Below are 17,803 nucleotides of genomic sequence, written 5' to 3'. Positions count from 1 at the left end.
ACCTGCGTAAATAACCTGTCGGATACACGCGTACGAAAAGATATACTGAGCTTCGCTCAGTATAAATAAGCTGCGCCCACTCTCCCCCTCCTCCCCTCATCGCCTCCCGATTGAAGGCCCCACCCGTATGCCGCCCATATCCGCGTCACGTCTCAGCCAGAAGGTCGTGGTCGGCGCCGTCTTCGTCGCCGCGATGTTCGTCAACATCCTCGACGTCACCATCATCAACGTCGCGCTGCCCGCCATCGGCAAGGACCTCGGGGCGTCCCAGGCCTCGCTGGCCACGGTCGCCGTCGGCTACCTGGTCAGTCTCGCGGTGTTCATCCCCGCGTCCGGGTGGCTGGGCGACCGGTTCGGCACCAAGCGCGTCTTCCTGATCGCGCTGGCCCTGTTCACCGGCGCGTCCGCGCTGTGCGGTCTGGCGCAGAGCATCGACCAGCTGGTGCTCTTCCGCATCCTCCAGGGCGCGGGCGGCGGCATGCTGACGCCGGTCGGCATGGCGATGATGTTCCGGGTCTTCCCGCCCGAGGAGCGGGTCCGCGCCTCGCGCATCCTGATGGTGCCCACGGCGCTGGCCCCCGCACTCGGTCCCGTGCTCGGCGGGCTGCTCGTGGACAAGGCGTCCTGGCACTGGGTCTTCTACATCAACCTGCCGGTGGGCGTGGCCGCGTTCGTGTTCGGCCTGATGTTCCTGGAGGAGTACCGCAACCCCAAGGCGGGCCGCTTCGACCTGCCCGGTTTCGTGCTCTCCGGGGCCGGCTTCGCACTGCTGATGTACGCGCTGAGCGAGGGCGCGACCAAGGGTTGGGGCTCGCCGATCATCCTGTCCACCGGGATCGCGGGACTGCTCTTGTGCGTGGCGATGGTCTTCGTCGAGCTGCGGGTCAAGGAGCCGATGCTGCACCTGCGGCTGCTCCGGGATCGGCTGTTCGTCAGCACCAACGTGGTGTCGATGGTGAACTCGGCGGCGTTCCTGGGCGTGCTGTACGTCTTCCCGCTGATGCAGCAGCAGGCGTTCGGGAAGTCGGCCCTGGAGACGGGCCTGCTCACCTTCCCGGAGGCGTTCGGCGTGGTGATCGCCACCCAGTGGGTCTCGCGCCTGTACCCGGTGGTCGGCCCGCGCCGGCTGATGGCGGGCGGCCTGCTCGGAATCGGCGCGTGTGCGTCGCTGCTCGCGCTGGTCGACGGGGACACGGCGGCCGTGCTGATCGTGGTGCTGATGTTCTGCACCGGCGCGTCGATGGCGCACGTGATGATCCCGATGCAGGCGGCGGCGTTCGCGCGGACGGCGCCGGCGGACAACGGCCGCGCCTCGACGATCTTCAACGTGCAGCGCCAACTCGGCTCGGCCCTGGGCGTGGCACTGCTGGCCAGCATCCTGGCCGGCATCGGCACGATGACCGGCCACGGCGGCGGCGCGCCGACCCCGAACCTGCACGCGTACCACGTAGCCTTCCTGGTCGCCGCAGCCCTGGCAGTCCTCGGCGCCATCGCCGCCCTGACCATCCGCGACAACGACGCAGCCTCCACACTCCGCAAAAAGCCGGAGCCCACCCCGACAACCACGCCCCAGTCAACGGAACCCGCAAAGGTCTGACCCAAAGCTCGCGTGGACCCACACCAACCGGGAAACACCCACCCCACCCCGGCCGCAATCAGCCCCTCCGGCGCAGCCCACGCATCGAAGGGAACGGCACCCCTCCAGCCCGTCCGGCGCGAAGCCCACACGTCGAGGGGAACGACACTCCCTCCAGCCCGCCCGGCGCGAAGCCCGCGCGTCGGGGGGAACCTCACCACCCCCAGCCCGTCCGGCGCTTGAGGACGCCCGCCGCAGGCGCCACGGACCGCAACCAACGACACCAAACGCAACCAACACCAGCCCACCCGACGCGAAGCCCACGCATCGAGGGGAACCACACCACCCCCAGCCCGTCCGGCGCTTGAGGACGCCCGCCGCAGGCGCCACCAACCGCAGCCGCCGGCCGCACGCAACGACCCACCACCCGGCCGCCAGGCTCAGGCCCGGAAGCGCCAGGCCACGTGTTTTGCGCGCCTTCGCAAGGACTCCTGTCGCTCCGCGGCCCCGATCGTGCGCGTCGACGGGTGCACGTGCTCCCGCACCGACGTGCGCGGAACGACCACCGCCCGAACCGCCGGCTGCGCGTGCGGGTCGAGCCAGCGGTGCGTGGCGAAGACCTCCGCCCGCCCCTCGGTGTCCAGCCAGTTCGGCACGCCCGGATCCACCGCCCCGATCACGACCCGGATCCACCCGTCCGGATCGTGCTCGGCCTGCACGTGGTTCAGCGAGGTCTGCCGGTTGGCGAAGTCGAGCGATTCGAACCAGCCGGGGCTGTACAGCTGCAGGTCCCACTGCCCGGAAACCCGGGGATCGATCTCCACCACAAGCACCTGATCATCCGTCAGCCGCACCCGCGCAAAGCCGTAGACGACCTCCTTGACCCCACCGGCCACCGTCGAGGGCGTACTGAACGTGTTCACCGGCTGCCGATCACCCGTCGCCCGAACCCATTCGTTCCAGACCTCGATCGAGTTCTCCACCGAGGTCGCCGCACCGGCCAGCATGCCCGCGACCCGCTCCGGGGTGACCCGCTCGGCCGGTCGCCCCTGGGTGTCCAGCCGCTCCAGAGCGAGCATCGCGGGTTGCTCCGGCGTCCAGTCGAAGTAGTAGTCGCGCACGTGCAACACCCGTGCATCCGGCGTGAGTTCGATCCAATTGCCCGGCTGCCGGTCGGCACTCAGCACGATCTCGACCGTGTCCCCCGGCCCCACACCCAGCGCGGTGGAGGAGGTCTCCGCCAACACCTCGGTACGCCCCGCGTGCATGTCCCCCGGCTTGACCTGGAGCACGAACTTCTCGCAGGCGTTCATGGTCACGGTCAGGCGGTACACGCCGTCCCCGGCGATCGGCGCACGCCGCGCGTTCTGGTCCACGTTCGGGCCGCCCCAGCGGTAGGCCAGGTCGTTGTGGGTGAAGAAGGCCGGGTTCTCCGGGTCGGTCGCGGCGAGTTGGTAGGTCAACCAGCACGCGACCTGATTGGCCAGGTGCCGGACGCCCTCGGCCCGGTCGGCGTCGGTCGCGCCGGGGAAGTCGGCCTCGAGGATACGATCGCCCAGTGCGGCCATGCGCTCGCAATAGGCGCGCCAGGCACTGCCGTCGACCACGCCGGAGGCGGAAGTGTCGGGCCGCGAGCGGTCGTTCGGATCCGAGTGCACGTCAGATCTCTTCCGTCGGAACCCGGAACCGCTTCTGATAGTCCGTCAGTCGGGATCGTACGTCCTCCCGATCCAGGCCGAGGTCGTCGAACGTATAGGCGTGCCGCCCGTGCCGCCCTTGCGGGCGCGCGGCCAGATACGCCCGCATCCGGCCCTCCGCCTCCGCGCCGAACTCCAGCCCGAACCCGGCGTACAACTTCCGTACCACCACGATCGGATCGCGCATGAAGTCCGCGTAGGTCGAGTCGTGCCAGTCGGATTCGGCGACCCGGCCCGCGTCGCGAAACGCGGTGAGCCGGGCGTAGGCGGTGCACCACAGGTCGCTCTGGGTCCGTGCGACGTCGCGGATGTCGGAGCGATTCCCGTACGCGTGGTGAATGGTGGCAATCAGGCTGCTCAGCGAGGCCAGCACGGTGAGCGGGTCGCGGTGGGTCACCGCCAGGCGCGCGTCGGGATACACGTCGACCAGCGCGTCCAGGGTCAGCAGGTGCGCGGGCGACTTGAGCACCCAGCGGGTCGCCCCCGGCGTACGTCGCTGCAGGATCTGCAGGACCAGCCGGTGGTAGGCGTACGCGGGCCGCATGTCGCAGTCGGCCAGCCACGCGGCGTACGACGGGATCGCGAACTGCCCGGTGAAGTCCTCGGAGCGGAACGCGAGCGCGTGCGCGCTGATGCACTCCTTGGGCAGCGTGCCGCTCTTCTCGTGGATCGCGTCCATCGCGGGAACGGCCGTGGTGACGAAGCGAATCTCCCGCTCGGCGAGCGCGATGCGCGGGTCGGTGTCGCGCGTGGCGGGCTCCGGCGGCGGGACGGGGCGCAGGAACTCCCAGGTGGTGGGCACCCGGTTGGCCGGATCGTGGGCGAGCAGCGCGTGCAGGATCGAGGTACCGGTGCGGGGGCCGCCGGTGACGAAGATCGGCCGCTCGATCGGTTCGTCGCGCACGCCGGGGTCGGCGCGGACGTAGCGGGCGACCTGGAGCCGGACGTCCAAGAGGCGATTCACCCAGGTGTACGCCCACCAACGGCCGACCCGGTCCAGGTTCGCCTCGTGTTCGAGGGAATGGAGGAGGCGGTCCAGGCCCTCGCGGAAGGCGGGGTCGGTGTCGGCGAGGGGGAGGGCGACGTCGGCGGTCTCCGGGTCGCCGGCCGGGTCCACCACGCCGCCGGCCCGGGCGCGGGCCTCGCCGAGGAGGGTGTCGGCGTCGAAGGGGCGGTCGAGGTCGTCGGTGAGCGGTGGGATGGCGCCGGCCGCCAGGGTCTCGGTCCAGGCGGCGCGTTGTGGTGGTGTCCAGGCCATGGCCGGTCGGCCTCCCTCACGTTCGGGTCTCGCGGCTCGCGGCTCGCGCTCGCGTGTCACGTCTCGCGTCTCGGGCTCGGGCGGGTGTGGCTCGGTCCCGCGCGCAGGTTAGCTCTTTGTGAAGGTAAATCTGAAGAGGCGTCAGATTCGCGGCGGCTTCGCGGATCGGTTTCACGGATCGGTTTCACGGATCGCCTGCTCGGCGTCCGGGTGCTGGACCGAGGCCGAACCGCGCCGGGTCGCCCCGTACGGTACGAATCCTCGGGTTCAATGCGAACGGGCGGATGGAGAGTCGTGAGCGAGCGCAACGTGGTCTGGCACGAGGGCGGAGTGACGCGCGAGCAGCGTCCGTCGCTCGGGGCGACGGTCTGGTTCACCGGCCTGTCGGGTTCGGGCAAGTCGACGGTCGCGGTGATCGCCGAACGGCTGCTGGTCGAGCGCGGGGTCACCGCGTATCGCCTGGACGGCGACAACGTGCGGCTCGGCCTGAACGGCGACCTGGGCTTCGGAGCCGAGGACCGGACCGAGAACATCCGCCGGGTCGGCGAGGTGGCCAGGCTGTTCGCCGACGCGGGCGTGGTCGCGATCGTCCCGGTGATCAGCCCCTACCGCGCCGACCGCGACCGGGTCCGCGCGCTGCACGCCCGGGACGGCCTGCCGTTCCTGGAGGTGTTCGTCGACACCCCGATCGAGGAGTGCGAACGCCGCGACCCGAAGGGCCTGTACGCGAAGGCCCGGCGCGGCGAGATCGGCGACTTCACCGGCATCTCCGCCCCGTACGAGGCCCCGGAGAAGCCGGAGTTGCGCCTCACCCCGGCGGACGGCGACCCGGAACAGCAGGCGGAGCGACTGCTGGCGCTGCTGGAGACGATGGTGGGCGAGGGGTAGTCGGCGGGTTCGCCGACGGGATCACTGTCGAGGATCACCGACGCGGCGTCAGGTCCCGTGAATCCCCCTCGGATCCACGGGTCCTGACGCCGCGTCACACACCGCGAGCGGGTGTGCGATCGGTGGGGCGCCCGGCTCGCGCCGGCATGGGCGCCGGTGCAGGCGCAGGACCTAGTGGAGCAGGCCGCCCGTGGCGGGCTTGCGGCCGTGCCGCATGACCAGCGCGATCACCAGCGCCAGCAGGCCGCACACGATCAGGATCCAGAAGCCGGTGGTGAAGGCGTCCGTGGTGTAGGTGCAGCCGCGCGGGTCGCAGGCGTCCTGGGTGGCCAGGCCCTGGCCGCTCGGCGCCGGGCCGGTGATCCGCAGGCGGTTGTTGGTGAAGATCGGCGACAGCAGCGCGACGCCGACCGAGGCGCCGAAGGACTGGGCGACGACCAGCATGCTGGACGAGATGCCCTGCTGCTCCTGCGGCACGGCCTCGATGATCAGGTTCGGCGCGGCGGCGTAGTACATCCCGAAGCCAATGCCGTAGACCACGCCGCAGATCAGCATGAGCTGCCACGAGTCGTGCATGAACACGTACATGAAGCCGGCCAGGGTCAGCGTCGTGACGCCCACGATCATCGGCATCCGCAACCCGCTGCGCTGTCCCCAGAGGCCGGCCAGCGGGCCCGCGATCATGCTGGACATCGACTGCCAGATCAGTACGTGCAGGGCGAGGCCGAGGAGGGTGAAGCCGAGCGCGTAGTCGAGCGAGTCGTTGAACGACACCGCCGCCTTGACCTGGTCGGCGATGCCGGCCCACATCGCCTCGGGCGCGCCCATGGCCTTGGCGCTCTGGACGGCGCCGTCGCCGTACTTGTCGAGCGTGCTCTGCTTGACGTTGTCCGGGGTCAGGCCCATGTAGCTGGTCAGGTAGTTCTGGATGCCGATGATCATGTTGGCCAGGAACGCGATCCCGAGCACCAGGGCCACGCGCGGCGCGGTGAGCAGCTTCAGGTCGATGATCGGGTTCTCCACCCGCTTCTCCCACAGCACCCACAGCCCGATCACGGCCACGCCGGCGAGCGCGTACCCGAACGCCGAGGGCTTGCCCCAGCCCCAGGCCTGTCCCTGGCTGATGTACAGCAGGATCAGCGCGAGTCCGCCGCCGAGGATGACGCCGCCGACGTAGTCCACCTTCTGTGGAACCCGCAGCTTGGACTCGGGCACCACGATCAGCAGGAGCGGGATCAGCACGACCATGTAGACGACCAGGAACCAGAACAACGAGCGCCAGGAGTAGTGCTCGGTGAGCAGCCCGCCGACAACCGGCGCGAGCGCGGCGGACAATCCGAGCCCGGTGGCCGAGACACCGATCGCGACCGGGATGAACTTGCGCGGCATCAGGTCGCGAATCAGCCCGTACACCACGGCGGTCATACCGAAGGCGACCGCTTGGAGCGCCCGGCCGGCCAGGAACAGTGGCCAGGAGCTGGTCACCGCGCAGATCAACGACCCGACCAGGAACGACACGCTGGTCGCGAGCAGCAGCCGCTTCTTCCCGTAGACATCGGAAAGCTTGCCGATCAGGGGGCTGACCGCGCCGCCGACGAGGCCCAGGATCACCACCATCCACGAAATGCTCTCGCCGACGGACCGGAACGAGGGCGCGATCTCCGGCACGGCCGAGGAGATCATCGCGTACTGGAGCGGCACGACCTCGGAAAACATCACGACGACGGCCAGGACGGCGAACACCCGGCCCTTGGAGACCCCTTCCAGCCGACCGGTATCGACGGAGGACGGGTCGGATCCGGGCTCCGGCGGCTTCGCGGATACTTCAACGGTCGCAGACATACCGGTACTTTCCGTTCTGTGCAGGGACGCGCACCGGACACGTGTCACTAGGGCGACACGCCCGGTTTTGTACGGAATATGCGGGGGCAAAACGCCACTCGGCCTCGATGAGGCCGGCATGTCTCGTGGACATCGCCAACCGGATCGGTGCACTCCAGCCGAACTGATTGACAGTGTTTAGCACGCCGGGGAAGTGCGCGGAAGGGTGCGGGCGGGAGGGTTGGGAGGTTGATCCCGCTTTAGTATACAAATTCCCTGACGACCCGTCAGCTCCCTGTCGGGGTCGGGGTCGGTCGGGGGTCGGGGTCGGGAGCCGGGGTATTACGACTCTGCCGTGCTCGACCGGGGGCACGGGGGCACGGTTCCCCGGCCGGACAAGGCCATTGGCCCCGAGCGGGCGCCAAGCAACGGATCCGCCGGGAGCCTTCCCGAGTGGGCCGGGTGTTCCCGACGGCCGTTGCACTTCGGTTGCGGATGGCTGGTGCGGGGCTGGTCAGAGTCGGCGATGGGCCGCCGCCGGCGTGCGTGGCTCCAAGACCCGGGGCTCCCGACGAGACGGGCGCGTTGGTCGGCGAAAACCGGCCGGCAGCGGGGGCGGGAGCGGGCTCGGGTGGGGTTCCCCGGCCGGCCTTTCCGAGTGGGTCGGGTGTTTCCGGCGAGCGTTGCGCTTTGGGTCGCGGTTGGCCGGTGCGGGGCTGGTCAGAGTCGGTGGTGGGCCGCCGCCGGCGTGCGGGGCTCCAAGACCCGGGGCTCCCGACGAGACGGGCGCGTTGGTCGGCGAAAACCGGCCGGCAGCGGGGGCGGGAGCGAGCTCGGGTGGGGTTCCCCGGCCGGCCTTTCCGAGTGGGTCGGGTGTTTCCGGCGAGCGTTGCGCTTTGGGTCGCGGTTGGCCGGTCCGGGGCTGGTCAGAGTCGGTGGTGGGCCGCCGCCGGCGTGCGGGGCTCCAAGACTCGAAGCTTCCGGCGAGACGGAGATGTTGGTGGGCGAAAACCGGCCGGCAGCAGTGGGCAGGGGAACGGGTCGGGTCGAGTCCGCCGAGGGGCCTTCCGGGGTGGGTCGGGTGCTTCCGGCGCGCGTTGCGCTTGTGGCTGCGTGGGCCGGTGCGGGGCTGGTCAGAGTCGGTGATGAGCCGCCGCCGGCGTGCGGGGCTCCGAGACGAAGGTTTCCGGTGAGGCAGGCGTGTTGGTCGCCGAAAACCGGCCGGCAGGGGCGAAGAGGGCGGGCGGTGCGGTTGACTCCGCCGGGGAGCCTTCCGGAGGGGGTCGGGAAGGGCATTTCTTCGAGGTGCAGTGGGCGTGTATGGAGCGAGAGTTCACGAAACCGGATCGCGCGGGGTGCCGTGGCCTCGAGGTGAGAGAAAACCGCAGGTCAGCGCGAAGTGGGAGCGTTTGAGGTGCCTCGGGATCCGGTTTCAGCTCCCGCTGGGCACTTTCGGTCGTCTCGACGGCCTCTTTGGGGCGCAGTGCTCGAAGCCGGCTTCCGAGTGTGCGGTTTCGGCCTCCGCTCCGGCGTTGAAGGGGTCGGAGCGCACGAAACCGGCACTCGACGCCCGACTTTCCGTCTCGACCTTGCAAAACCGCAGGTCACCGAGCCTCGAAGCCCACAACCACCCATCGCGATCCGGTTTCGAACCCCAACTCCCCTCCAAACACCCCCGACCCACTCGGAAAGGCCAGCCGGAGAACCCCACCCGAGCCCCCTCCCGCCCCCGCCGCCGGCCGGTTTTCGCCGAGCAACACGCCCGTCTCGCCGGAAGCCCCGGGTCTTGGAGCCCCGCACGCCGGCGGCGGCCCATCACCGACTCTGACCAGCCCCGGACCGGCCACCCGCAACCACAAGCGCAACGCGCGCCGAAAACACCCGGCCCATTCGGGAACGCACGCCCCGAGAACCCAACCCGAGCACCCACCCCGCCCGCCGCTGCAGGCCGCTTTTTCGCCAACCAACACGCACGTCTCGTCGGAACCCCACGTCTCGGAGCCACGCACGCCGGCGGCGGCCCATCGCCGACTCTGGCCAACCCCGCACCGGCCACCCGCGACCCAGGGTGCAACGCGCGTCGGGAACGCCCAGTTCAGCTCGGCTCGGCTCAGCTCAGGTCGTGGAACTGGCGGGTCACCTCTGTCCAGCGTTCGAGCAGTGCCGGGTTTTCGCGCCAGGTGCCCACTGCCGAGTATGCGACTACTCGGGTTGCCACCCCTTCGTAGCGGGTCAGGAGGGACTGGGCCAGGTCGGTCCAACGGGCCGTTACCGTGAGGGTGTCCAGGATTTCGTCGGTGATGGCGGTGGCCATGGCCTGGCGGTCCTTGGTGGCGAAGAGGCGGTTGAGGCGGGGTTGGAGGTCGTTCCAGCCGTGGGTTTCGAAGACCTTCGAGTAGCCGGGGGTCGAGCCGTAGAAGGCCAGGCGCAGGCGCAGCTTCTCGCGTTCGGTCTCGATCTCCTCGTCGGTGTCGCCGGTGGCCGTCATCACCGGGCAGACCAGCGCGAAGTCGTCGGCCGCGCCGCCGGCGGCCAGTTCGGGGCGGACCACCTCGTCGATGTAGCGCACGCTGTGCAGCGGGTGGACGTGCAGGCCGTCGGCCACTTCGCCGATCATGCGCAACATCCACGGGTTGACCCCGGCCAGGTAGATCGGCGGGTCGGCGATCGAGCCGCCCGGCGTCCACTCCGGCGTCATCAGGGTGAACCGATAGAAGTCGCCCTTGAACCGCAGCCGTTCCTCGCCCCGGAAGGCCGCCCAGATCGCCCGCAGCGCGCCGACGTACTCGCGCAGCCGTGGACCCGGCCGGTCGAACTCGGCCGAGTAGCGCCGTTCGATGTGCGGCCGCACCTGGGTGCCCAGGCCCAGTACGAACCGGCCGCCGGTCGCCTCGGCCAGTTCCCAGGCCGCCGACGCGGTGACCATCGGGCTTCGGGCGAACGCGACCGCGATGCCCGTCCCGACGGTCAGGTTCTCGGTGGCCAGCGCCGCGGCGGTGGCGGCGGTGTACGCGGTGCGGCCGCCCTCGGTGAGCCACAGGCCGTCGAACCCGGCGCGCTCGGCGGCTGCCGCGGCCCGTTGCATGTCGCGGAGGGTGAGGCCGGCTGCCATGACATCGAGCTGAGGGGTTGTCAGGCGACGGGGTGTCGGCGGAGAGGGGGTCACTGGTGCTCCTGTCGTACCGAAGGGTCCTGCTGTTGCGATGATTCCGCCGCCAGTACACCGTCCCACGCGCCGGTGACCGTGCCGGTCCAGCGTGGTGTGCGCCGTTCGGACCACGCGCGCGGGCCCTCGCGGGCGTCGTCGGTGCCCATCAGCACGCGGTGGTAGGCGGTTTCCAGGCGTTCGACCTCGTCGAGTCCGGCGTCGGCCCACAGCAGTCGTTTGGTGAGCGCGGCCGACACCGGGTGCACGTTGGTCGCGATGTCGCGCGCGATCTCCAGCGCGGCGGGCAGGACCTCGTCGGCGGGCAACGCCCGGGACACCAGGCCGATTACGGCCGCCTCGGCGCCGCGGAAGGTGCGCCCGGTCAGCAGGATGTCGGCGGCCACCGCCCGCGACGTGGCCGCCGGTACCGTCCAGTGCGACTGGGCGTCGGGGACCATGCCGCGCCGTACCTGTGGAATCGCCAGCTTGGCGTCCTCGGCCACGAGCCGGATGTCGCACTGCATCGCCAGCGTGAAGCCGATGCCGATCGCGTGCCCGTTGATCGCCGCGATCACCGGCTTGCGCACCTCCCAGGCGGCCGGCCGCACCGGCGACGCGCTGAACTCCCGCGACCGCGCCGCCGCACCGGCATCCGCACTCAGCGCCGACGCCGGCCCCGGCGCCGCCCCCGAACCCGCCCCCGGCCCCGCGAAGCTGTCCGCCTCCGGCGACATGTCGGCGCCCGCGCAGAACGCCCGCCCCGCGCCGGTGAGTACCACCGCGCGCACCGCGTCGTCGGCGTCACACCGCGCGTAGGCATCCCCGAGGGCCGAACCCATACCCCCGGAGAACACATTGAGTTTGTCGGGACGATCCAACGTGACGACGGCAACCCCGTCGCGGATGTCGAACTTGATCACCCTGGGACGGTAAGCGGAATCCTTGACCAGATCAAGTGATGACTTCGCGCATTCCGACCGCCCACCACCCTCACGCCATTGCCCACAAAAATTGCCGGGGTCCGCCGTCGAATGTCACGAACGCAGCTACTGCGAACGCCGCCCGTACGGCCAACCCCGGCAATCAATATGGAATATGACGAATAGTCGGATGGTCAGACGGCGCTGTCCTCGACCTCGGCCGCGGGAATCTCGCCCTGGGCCATCTCCTCGACGAATCGCTGCAGCAGCGTGGCGAACGTCTCGCGATCCTCGTCGCTCCAGCGATCGAGCATCTCGCTCATCCGTCGATCCATGACGTCGTTCAACCGGCGCCGCACGGAGTCGCCGCGCGGGGTGAGCGAGACCAGGCTGACCCGACCGTCGTCCGGACTGGGCGAGCGCCGGACGTAGCCGTCCCGCTCCAACTGGCCCACCTGGCGCGCGGTGGCACCCGGGTCCATGTTCGTCATGCGCGCCAACTCCCCCATGGGGAGCGGGCCTTGCTTCTCGATTCGGCGCAGCAGCACGTAGGCGGGCTGCGAGATGGTCGCGCCCGCCGCGGCGGCCTGGCCCGCGTACACTCGGCGGCTGGCGTGGCGCCGAAGCAGGGCCTCCAGCGCCCGCTGGATCGCTTCGACGTTTTCGGTGGAGTTCACCCCGCCATGATAGCAGTCCTTGACTACGTCAATTTAATACTGTGCGATAACGTGCATTACCCGTATCGGATTCCGGATTCCGTGCCCGAGCGGCCGGATCGGCCCGATGGGCGACTCGGCAAATGCCTCGCATTGTGGAGTGGGTACCTCGGTGCCTCGACGGATGTACGTGCGCGTACGGGCGTGTACCGGTGTGTACAGGCCTACCGGAGGCAGGTGTTGCGGGCTCGATCCGAGCGGTCGCCTCGGTCCCGACGGAGGAAACGAGACCGAGACGACCTGCCCATGGACTATGTCAGTCGTCCGACGATCAGACAATGGCAACCGGATTGATGGGACTGCCCGTTGCACCGGTGACCGGAAGCGGCGATACGCACAGCAGGCACGAATAGGTACTCGCCTGTGCCATGCCCTCGGCCAGGTCGGTCAACCACAGGTGTTCGAGCAGCGGTACACCCGATTCCACCAGCAACGCGATGTGTACCGACAGGAAGCGGTCGTCGAACGGAATGCACTCGATCGCGCTGTTGTCGGCGCCCACGACGCTGATCTCCCGGGCCCGGACGTAGTCGACCGCGTCGAGCGACAGACCGGGCTGCGCGAAGGACGGCTCGCGGCCGGATGCCTCGATCGCCCGGTATTCGTCGAGGTAGCCGGTCCGCACCAGCAACGCGTCGCCGGACCGCACCTCGACCCCCTGCCGCTCGGCGCAACCCGCCAGATCCGCGGCGGTGATCCGGTAGCCGCCCTCCAGGTGCGGCGTGTCGAAGTGGCGGGGCAGGTCGAGCAGCACGGCCCGGGTCGCGAACGCGCCCAGCTTGTCGATCCCACAGCGGCCGGCGCCGGTGTGGGAGCGGAACGTGTCGGCCGGGAAGCCGTTGTAGAAGCGGCCCTTGGCCTGGACGTGGCAGAGCGCGTCCATGTGGGTGAGATTGTGCGACGGGATGATCAGCACGTCCTCGTTGGACCCGACGTCACCGCCGCCCTCGAAGCCGTCGTACATCGCGTCGGTCTGACTCACCAGGGTCAACCGCTGCGGCGAGCCGCGGAAGTCGAAGGCCGGCTGGTTCCCGCGCGTGATGGGCAGCGCAAGGGAGTACGTCCGCCCGGTCCGGACCTCGTGCGCGGCGGCTCGCACCCCCTCCGGTTCGATCAGGTTCAGCGCCCCGCGCTCGTCCTCCGCGCCCCAGCGGCCCCAGTTGCCGGCGGGGGGCGGGGCGACGGACGACGCGGCCCCTTCGGTCGAGCGAGTCTCCGTCATGCCTGCCGCGATCCTCTCGGGAGAACGGGTGAACGAATGAGCGGGTGGACGGGGTGGGCCGACGGATCCGCACCCCGATCCGGCCTCGGCGTTCCGGGCGGGCGGCCGGATCAGAACGCGATGACCCCGCGCGCGATCCGCCCGTGGTGCATGTCGTCGAGGACGTCGTGGAAGCCCTCCGCCGGATAGACCTTGGACACCAGCGCGTCCAAGTCGAACTTGCCCTGGCGGTACAGCTCGACGATGGTCCGGATGTCCTCGTGCGGACGTACGCCGCCGGCCCGGGTGCCCAGGATGCCCCGGTCGCACTGGAGCAGGTTGGCGATCCGGATGCTCGCGGTCGCGGCCTGCGCCGGCTGGCCGACGGCGATCAGCGTGCCGCCCCAGTCCAGCGCCTCCATGGCATTTTCGAGCACGGCCGGGATGCCGGTGCACTCGAAGATCCAGTCCACGCCGCCCGCGCCGAACACGCCGACCTTGACCTCGTCGCTGTACGGGAACAGGGTGCGGATCTCGTCGGCGACATCGACGCCCTTACCGGACTTGACGAAGTCCGTCGCGCCGAACGCGCCGGCCAGTTCGAACTTGCCGGGCACGGTGTCGATGCCGACCACCCGGCCCGCGCCCTTCAGGCGCAGCGCCTGGACGGCGGACAGGCCGACGCCGCCGAGGCCGATCACCGCCGCGGTCTGCCCGGGAAGCACGTTGGCCCGGTTGAGTACGGCGCCCGCGCCGGTGACCACGCCGCACGGGACCAGGCACGCGGAGGTCAGCGGCACGTCCTTGGGGATGGACACGCACTGGATCTCCTTGACCAGGGTCAGTTCGGCGAAGGTGGAGGCGCCCGCGAAATTCCACACCGGCTCGTCGCCGATCGTGAACGGCGTACCGCGGTTGCCCAGCGTCTGCCGACAGCGGTTCGGGTGTCCGGTCTGGCAGTGCCGGCACATCCCGCACGCGGCGATCGTGGTGATCACGACGTGGTCGCCCGGCGCGACCGAGCCGACCCCCGCGCCGACCTTCTCCACGATGCCGGCGCCCTCGTGGCCGAGCACGGACGGCGTGGGCCACTCGATCACGCCTTCGAGCACGCTGACGTCGCTGTGGCAGACGCCGGTGGCGACGATCCGCACCAGGACCTCACCGGCCTCCGGATCACGTACGGTGACGTCGTCCCGGATCTCGGCGCCCGTGGCGGTGTGCAGGATCGCGCGCATGTACCGTCTCCTCGTTCCGGGCGGACGGCCCGCCGCGAGGTGTTTTCGCCGCGCCCCGGACCGGCCCACCCCAAGCCGAACACTCACATCCTTGGTCACTACAACCGATCTCGATTATTCATCGGTGTCCGGAGAGGTCAAGGCATACCGGGATGGGATCTGACGGACCGTCGGATCTGTTCGGGGTGTGCGTGGACGGTGTTCGAGGCGGGTTCGGGGCCTGCTCGGAGCGTACTCGGGACCGGTCGGGCCGCTGCCCGATCGCCCGGGTCAGCCCACCGTGGGGCTGCGGCGTTCCAGGAGGGTGACGTCGCGCCAGCGGTCGCGGTGGCGGCCGACGCGTTCGCGCACGCCGATGGTGCGGAAGCCGAGGGCGGCGTGCAGGGCGAGGCTGCCGGCGTTCTCGGGGAAGACGCCGGCCTGGATGGTCCATACGCCGGCCGCCTCGGTCGAGGCGATCTGGGCGGCGAGCAGCGCACGGCCGACGCCCCGGCCGGCCGCGTCGGGGTGCACGTATACCGAGGTCTCCACCACACCGTGGTAGACCGGGCGGCGCGAGGTCGCGCTCGCGGCCACCCAACCGAGCACCGCGCCGCCGGTCCCGTCGAGCGCGACGAAGCGGTGGTCGGGCAGCTTGCCCGCGTCGAACTCGGCCCAGTCGGGCGCGTGTTCCTGGAACGTGGCGTTGCCGGTGTCGATGCCGAGCTGATAGATCGCGAGCACCGACTCCGCGTGCTCGGCGCGCATCGGCACGATCGTGACGGCGGCGAAATCGCGGCCGTCGGGGGCTGGGGCGGTCGAGGTCATGGCGTTCTCCGAGGACGGGACGATCCGGCGGACACGGCCGTCGGCAACGATCGACGGGACGGTGAGCGGAGCCACGGGCACACCTCCATCCTCACCCGCGCCTCCACGGGCCCCACACGGGGGTGGCCGCCCGCGATAGTCGCGTGCGTTCCCTGAGCCGCGCCGGTATAACTCGCCGGATGGGAACACACGCAGCGCAGGATCTGGAGGCGACCGTCGCGCACGCCGTCGCCGTGTTGGCCGGGGCCGCCGAAGGCGATCGGGACTGGTCGCGGCCGGCCGGCGACCTCGACTGGGACTGCTGGGACACGCTGGTCCACGTGGTCGGGGATCTGTACGCCTACGCGGGTCAGGTCGCGTCGGGTCGCATGGACGACTACGTCCCGGTCGACATCCACGCCGAGGACGACCCGACGCCGGCCCAGATGTTGCACGCGGTCCGTGCCGGCGGCACGATCCTGGCGTCGGTGGTCACCACGCAGCCGGACTCGAACCGCGCCTATCACCCGTACGGCGTCTCGGACCCCGACGGCTTCGCCGCGATGGGCATGATCGAGGTGATGGTCCACATGCACGACATGGCGGCCGGGCTCGGCCTCGACTACCGGCCCGACCCGGAGATCTGCGCCCGCGTCCTGGCCCGGATGTTCCCCGACGCCCCCGCCGGCTTCGAGCCGTGGCCGGCCCTGCTGTGGTGTACCGGCCGCACCGAGTTGCCGGGCCATCCGCGCCGGGTGGGCAAGTGGCGCTGGAAGGGCACCCCGGACGAGTAGAGCGGGAATCGTTCGGGGGCGGGAAACGTCCGGCACCGGGAATCCTTCGGGAGCGGAATTCTTCCCCGGTCGACGCCCCGACCCCGGAATCGGGCCCCGGGACCCGGCACCTACGCTGCGGGCTACCAAGCGCCGACGCGCCTCGCGTTCGTACCCGAAGGAGCCCGCGATGACCGCACCTTCCCTGGATGGACTCCGCTTCGCCCCGCTCGGTCGCCCCGAGCACGGAGAGGTGGACGCGTCCACGCTGTTCGCGTACCACGAGGCGGACGGCCGGATCTGGGCCGAGTACGACGGCGGCGACATCGTGCACGGCCACCTCGTCGGTACCCGCGACGGGGACACGCTGGACTTCCGCTATGTGCAGCTGAACCGCTCCGGGGGCACCGCCTCCGGGCACTGCGTGAGCGCCGTCGTCGTATTGCCCGACGGTCGGATCCGGTTGGACGAGACCTGGGAGTGGGAGTCGCGCGAGGGCCACGGGACGAGCGTGGTGGAGCAGGTCGCCGAGACCGGGAACTGACCGGTCGGCGGCGGGTCCGGGCCACGACGGGAGAGTCGCCCGGAGCCGTCGCGCGACGACCCCCGGCATGCCCCCGTCCCCGGCACCCGGTCGGTTGTCGGACGCGGTATCTACGTTGGGCCGCAACGGACATCGCGACCGAAGGGGTGGCCATGGGGTTCAACGGGGACATCGTCGTTTTACGTGCGGACACGCCGCTGGCCGACCTGGCGCCGTATGTCGGCGGGGAGGGTCATCCGGTCTACGCCGAGTGGGCCTACCGCGACGGCTGGCGCGCGGTGCACGTGCGCCACTTCGAGGATCCGTACGCCTTCCAGGGCCCGTGGTTGACCGACCTGGCCGCCCGGACCGGCTCCCCCGTGCTGGTGTGCGGGGTGTTCGAGAGCGATGTCGCGCATGTCCAGGGACTGAGCGGGACGCACTTTTGGGAGGGGTGGCTCGACCCGGGCACCGCCGCCTCGCGGTTGGCGCAGGACCGGTGGCACCGGGGCGGCGGGCGGGGCGACTTCGCCCGGTTCCGGGACGAGGCCGCCGCGTGGCTGGAGCAGGACCGGCCGCGGGTCGCCGAGGCGGCGGTGCGGTGGGCGGCGGCGGCCGGTTACCAGGTGCGGCCCGAGCCGATCCTGGAGTTGTTGAGTTTCCGCCGGGATCCGTTCGTCGAGCAGTTGTTCTTCACCCTGCTCAACCACCTCGGGCTCACCGAAGTCCCGGGCGGGTAGCGCGAGTTCGCCGGCTCGGTCAGTCCCGGCCGGCCTCGTCGACCCGCTCCACCTCGGTGTCCTCCGGCCGGATGGGGCGGCCGTCCGCCGCACGCACCTCCAGGGTGCGCAGCGGGCGGCCGTCGCGTCGGTCCAGGAGCCTGGACATCGGCTCGCCGGGCCCGAACCAGTGCGCCTCGCCCCACTGCCGCAGCGCGACGACCACGGGGAACAGGTCGCGCCCCTTCGCGGTCAGCACGTATTCCCGGTAGGCACTGCCGTCCGACGCGGGCACCGTCTCCAGGATCCCGCCGGCCACCAGGGCCCGCAGTCGGGCGGTCAGGATGTTCTTGGCCACCCCGAGACTGCGCTGGAACTCGCCGAACCGGCGGCTCCCGTCGAACGCGTCGCGCACGATCAGCAGCGACCACCAGTCGCCGATCGCGTCCACCGAGCGCGCCACCGGACAACTGTCCTCGTCCAACCGCGTGCGCTGCACCATGGCCCGTCCTCTCGCTCACCCAACCGGTTGCAACATG

Annotated in this window: 15 protein-coding genes; 5 read left to right on the top strand and 10 right to left on the bottom strand. The window is 70.5% G+C overall.

Translation table 11 applies throughout. From position 1 onward, the window contains the following. The first annotated feature begins 127 nt into the window (after nucleotides 1-127). A complete protein-coding gene (locus ACMXN5_RS25120) occupies nucleotides 128-1,597 on the top strand; it encodes an MDR family MFS transporter (RefSeq protein WP_439677092.1) in 1,470 nt (489 codons plus the stop codon). A 419-nt stretch (nucleotides 1,598-2,016) separates the two neighbouring features. Here ACMXN5_RS25120 and ACMXN5_RS25115 read toward each other — a convergent pair whose 3' ends face one another. Both ACMXN5_RS25115 and ACMXN5_RS25110 read right to left on the bottom strand, forming a co-directional pair. Beyond that, entirely contained in the window at nucleotides 2,017-3,234 is a 1,218-nt protein-coding gene (locus tag ACMXN5_RS25115) for a hypothetical protein (RefSeq protein ID WP_439677091.1), read from the bottom strand. A 1-nt stretch (nucleotide 3,235) separates the two neighbouring features. Then, complete coding sequence (locus tag ACMXN5_RS25110; protein ID WP_439677090.1) at nucleotides 3,236-4,531, bottom strand: sulfotransferase family protein; 1,296 nt, start codon at nucleotides 4,529-4,531, stop codon at nucleotides 3,236-3,238. 294 nt (nucleotides 4,532-4,825) lie between these two features. Here ACMXN5_RS25110 and cysC point away from each other — a divergent pair, with 294 nt between their 5' ends. Beyond that, on the top strand, nucleotides 4,826-5,419 hold the full coding sequence (cysC, locus tag ACMXN5_RS25105; protein ID WP_078974805.1) for an adenylyl-sulfate kinase: 594 nt from the start codon (nucleotides 4,826-4,828) through the stop codon (nucleotides 5,417-5,419). Between the two features lie 171 nt (nucleotides 5,420-5,590). On the opposite strand, the gene ACMXN5_RS25100 is transcribed toward cysC, so the two are convergent. The 7 genes from ACMXN5_RS25100 to ACMXN5_RS25070 all read right to left on the bottom strand — a co-directional run bounded on the left by ACMXN5_RS25100 (nucleotide 5,591) and on the right by ACMXN5_RS25070 (nucleotide 15,210). Continuing rightward, complete coding sequence (locus ACMXN5_RS25100; protein ID WP_395791346.1) at nucleotides 5,591-7,261, bottom strand: MFS transporter; 1,671 nt, start codon at nucleotides 7,259-7,261, stop codon at nucleotides 5,591-5,593. Between the two features lie 2,089 nt (nucleotides 7,262-9,350). Next, a complete protein-coding gene (locus ACMXN5_RS25095; RefSeq protein ID WP_439677089.1) occupies nucleotides 9,351-10,352 on the bottom strand; it encodes a TIGR03617 family F420-dependent LLM class oxidoreductase in 1,002 nt (333 codons plus the stop codon). Nucleotides 10,353-10,402: 50 nt separating this feature from the next. Further along, complete coding sequence (locus ACMXN5_RS25090; protein ID WP_439677088.1) at nucleotides 10,403-11,308, bottom strand: enoyl-CoA hydratase/isomerase family protein; 906 nt, start codon at nucleotides 11,306-11,308, stop codon at nucleotides 10,403-10,405. A 194-nt stretch (nucleotides 11,309-11,502) separates the two neighbouring features. Then, entirely contained in the window at nucleotides 11,503-11,985 is a 483-nt protein-coding gene (locus ACMXN5_RS25085; RefSeq protein WP_160161547.1) for a MarR family winged helix-turn-helix transcriptional regulator, read from the bottom strand. 310 nt (nucleotides 11,986-12,295) lie between these two features. Beyond that, nucleotides 12,296-13,246: a cyclase family protein gene (locus tag ACMXN5_RS25080; RefSeq protein ID WP_439677087.1), complete on the bottom strand. Its 951-nt coding sequence runs from the start codon at nucleotides 13,244-13,246 to the stop codon at nucleotides 12,296-12,298. Between the two features lie 110 nt (nucleotides 13,247-13,356). Next, nucleotides 13,357-14,463 (bottom strand): alcohol dehydrogenase catalytic domain-containing protein, encoded by a 1,107-nt coding sequence (locus ACMXN5_RS25075; RefSeq protein WP_439677086.1) that lies wholly within the window; start codon nucleotides 14,461-14,463, stop codon nucleotides 13,357-13,359. A gap of 270 nt (nucleotides 14,464-14,733) precedes the next feature. Then, nucleotides 14,734-15,210, bottom strand: a complete 477-nt coding sequence (locus ACMXN5_RS25070; RefSeq protein WP_379997308.1) for a GNAT family N-acetyltransferase — start codon at nucleotides 15,208-15,210, stop codon at nucleotides 14,734-14,736. Between the two features lie 239 nt (nucleotides 15,211-15,449). Here ACMXN5_RS25070 and ACMXN5_RS25065 point away from each other — a divergent pair, with 239 nt between their 5' ends. The 3 genes from ACMXN5_RS25065 to ACMXN5_RS25055 all read left to right on the top strand — a co-directional run bounded on the left by ACMXN5_RS25065 (nucleotide 15,450) and on the right by ACMXN5_RS25055 (nucleotide 17,285). Continuing rightward, entirely contained in the window at nucleotides 15,450-16,043 is a 594-nt protein-coding gene (locus tag ACMXN5_RS25065) for a hypothetical protein (protein WP_439677085.1), read from the top strand. A 169-nt stretch (nucleotides 16,044-16,212) separates the two neighbouring features. Then, a complete protein-coding gene (locus ACMXN5_RS25060; RefSeq protein WP_395791334.1) occupies nucleotides 16,213-16,566 on the top strand; it encodes a hypothetical protein in 354 nt (117 codons plus the stop codon). A gap of 152 nt (nucleotides 16,567-16,718) precedes the next feature. Beyond that, nucleotides 16,719-17,285: a hypothetical protein gene (locus tag ACMXN5_RS25055; RefSeq protein WP_439677084.1), complete on the top strand. Its 567-nt coding sequence runs from the start codon at nucleotides 16,719-16,721 to the stop codon at nucleotides 17,283-17,285. A 19-nt stretch (nucleotides 17,286-17,304) separates the two neighbouring features. Here ACMXN5_RS25055 and ACMXN5_RS25050 read toward each other — a convergent pair whose 3' ends face one another. Beyond that, complete coding sequence (locus tag ACMXN5_RS25050; protein ID WP_380036475.1) at nucleotides 17,305-17,766, bottom strand: winged helix-turn-helix transcriptional regulator; 462 nt, start codon at nucleotides 17,764-17,766, stop codon at nucleotides 17,305-17,307. Between the last annotated feature and the right edge of the window lie 37 nt (nucleotides 17,767-17,803).

It is taken from the genome of Embleya australiensis (genome assembly GCF_051903075.1).
Classification (GTDB): domain Bacteria; phylum Actinomycetota; class Actinomycetes; order Streptomycetales; family Streptomycetaceae; genus Embleya.
Note: the sequence above shows the minus strand (reverse complement) of the source record. Positions and strands in the feature narration are given on the sequence as shown.

Bases quoted from the DNA above. Each gene is read 5' to 3' on its own strand.
- ACMXN5_RS25070 (WP_379997308.1), bottom strand. From the start codon at position 15,210: ATGCGCGCCGAGCACGCGGAGTCGGTGCTCGCGATCTATCAGCTCGGC.
- ACMXN5_RS25055 (WP_439677084.1), top strand. From the start codon at position 16,719: ATGGGGTTCAACGGGGACATCGTCGTTTTACGTGCGGACACGCCGCTG.
- ACMXN5_RS25065 (WP_439677085.1), top strand. From the start codon at position 15,450: ATGGGAACACACGCAGCGCAGGATCTGGAGGCGACCGTCGCGCACGCC.
- ACMXN5_RS25110 (WP_439677090.1), bottom strand. From the start codon at position 4,531: ATGGCCTGGACACCACCACAACGCGCCGCCTGGACCGAGACCCTGGCG.
- ACMXN5_RS25120 (WP_439677092.1), top strand. From the start codon at position 128: ATGCCGCCCATATCCGCGTCACGTCTCAGCCAGAAGGTCGTGGTCGGC.
- ACMXN5_RS25100 (WP_395791346.1), bottom strand. From the start codon at position 7,261: ATGTCTGCGACCGTTGAAGTATCCGCGAAGCCGCCGGAGCCCGGATCC.
- ACMXN5_RS25050 (WP_380036475.1), bottom strand. From the start codon at position 17,766: ATGGTGCAGCGCACGCGGTTGGACGAGGACAGTTGTCCGGTGGCGCGC.
- ACMXN5_RS25075 (WP_439677086.1), bottom strand. From the start codon at position 14,463: ATGCGCGCGATCCTGCACACCGCCACGGGCGCCGAGATCCGGGACGAC.
- ACMXN5_RS25095 (WP_439677089.1), bottom strand. From the start codon at position 10,352: ATGGCAGCCGGCCTCACCCTCCGCGACATGCAACGGGCCGCGGCAGCC.
- ACMXN5_RS25080 (WP_439677087.1), bottom strand. From the start codon at position 13,246: ATGACGGAGACTCGCTCGACCGAAGGGGCCGCGTCGTCCGTCGCCCCG.
- ACMXN5_RS25060 (WP_395791334.1), top strand. From the start codon at position 16,213: ATGACCGCACCTTCCCTGGATGGACTCCGCTTCGCCCCGCTCGGTCGC.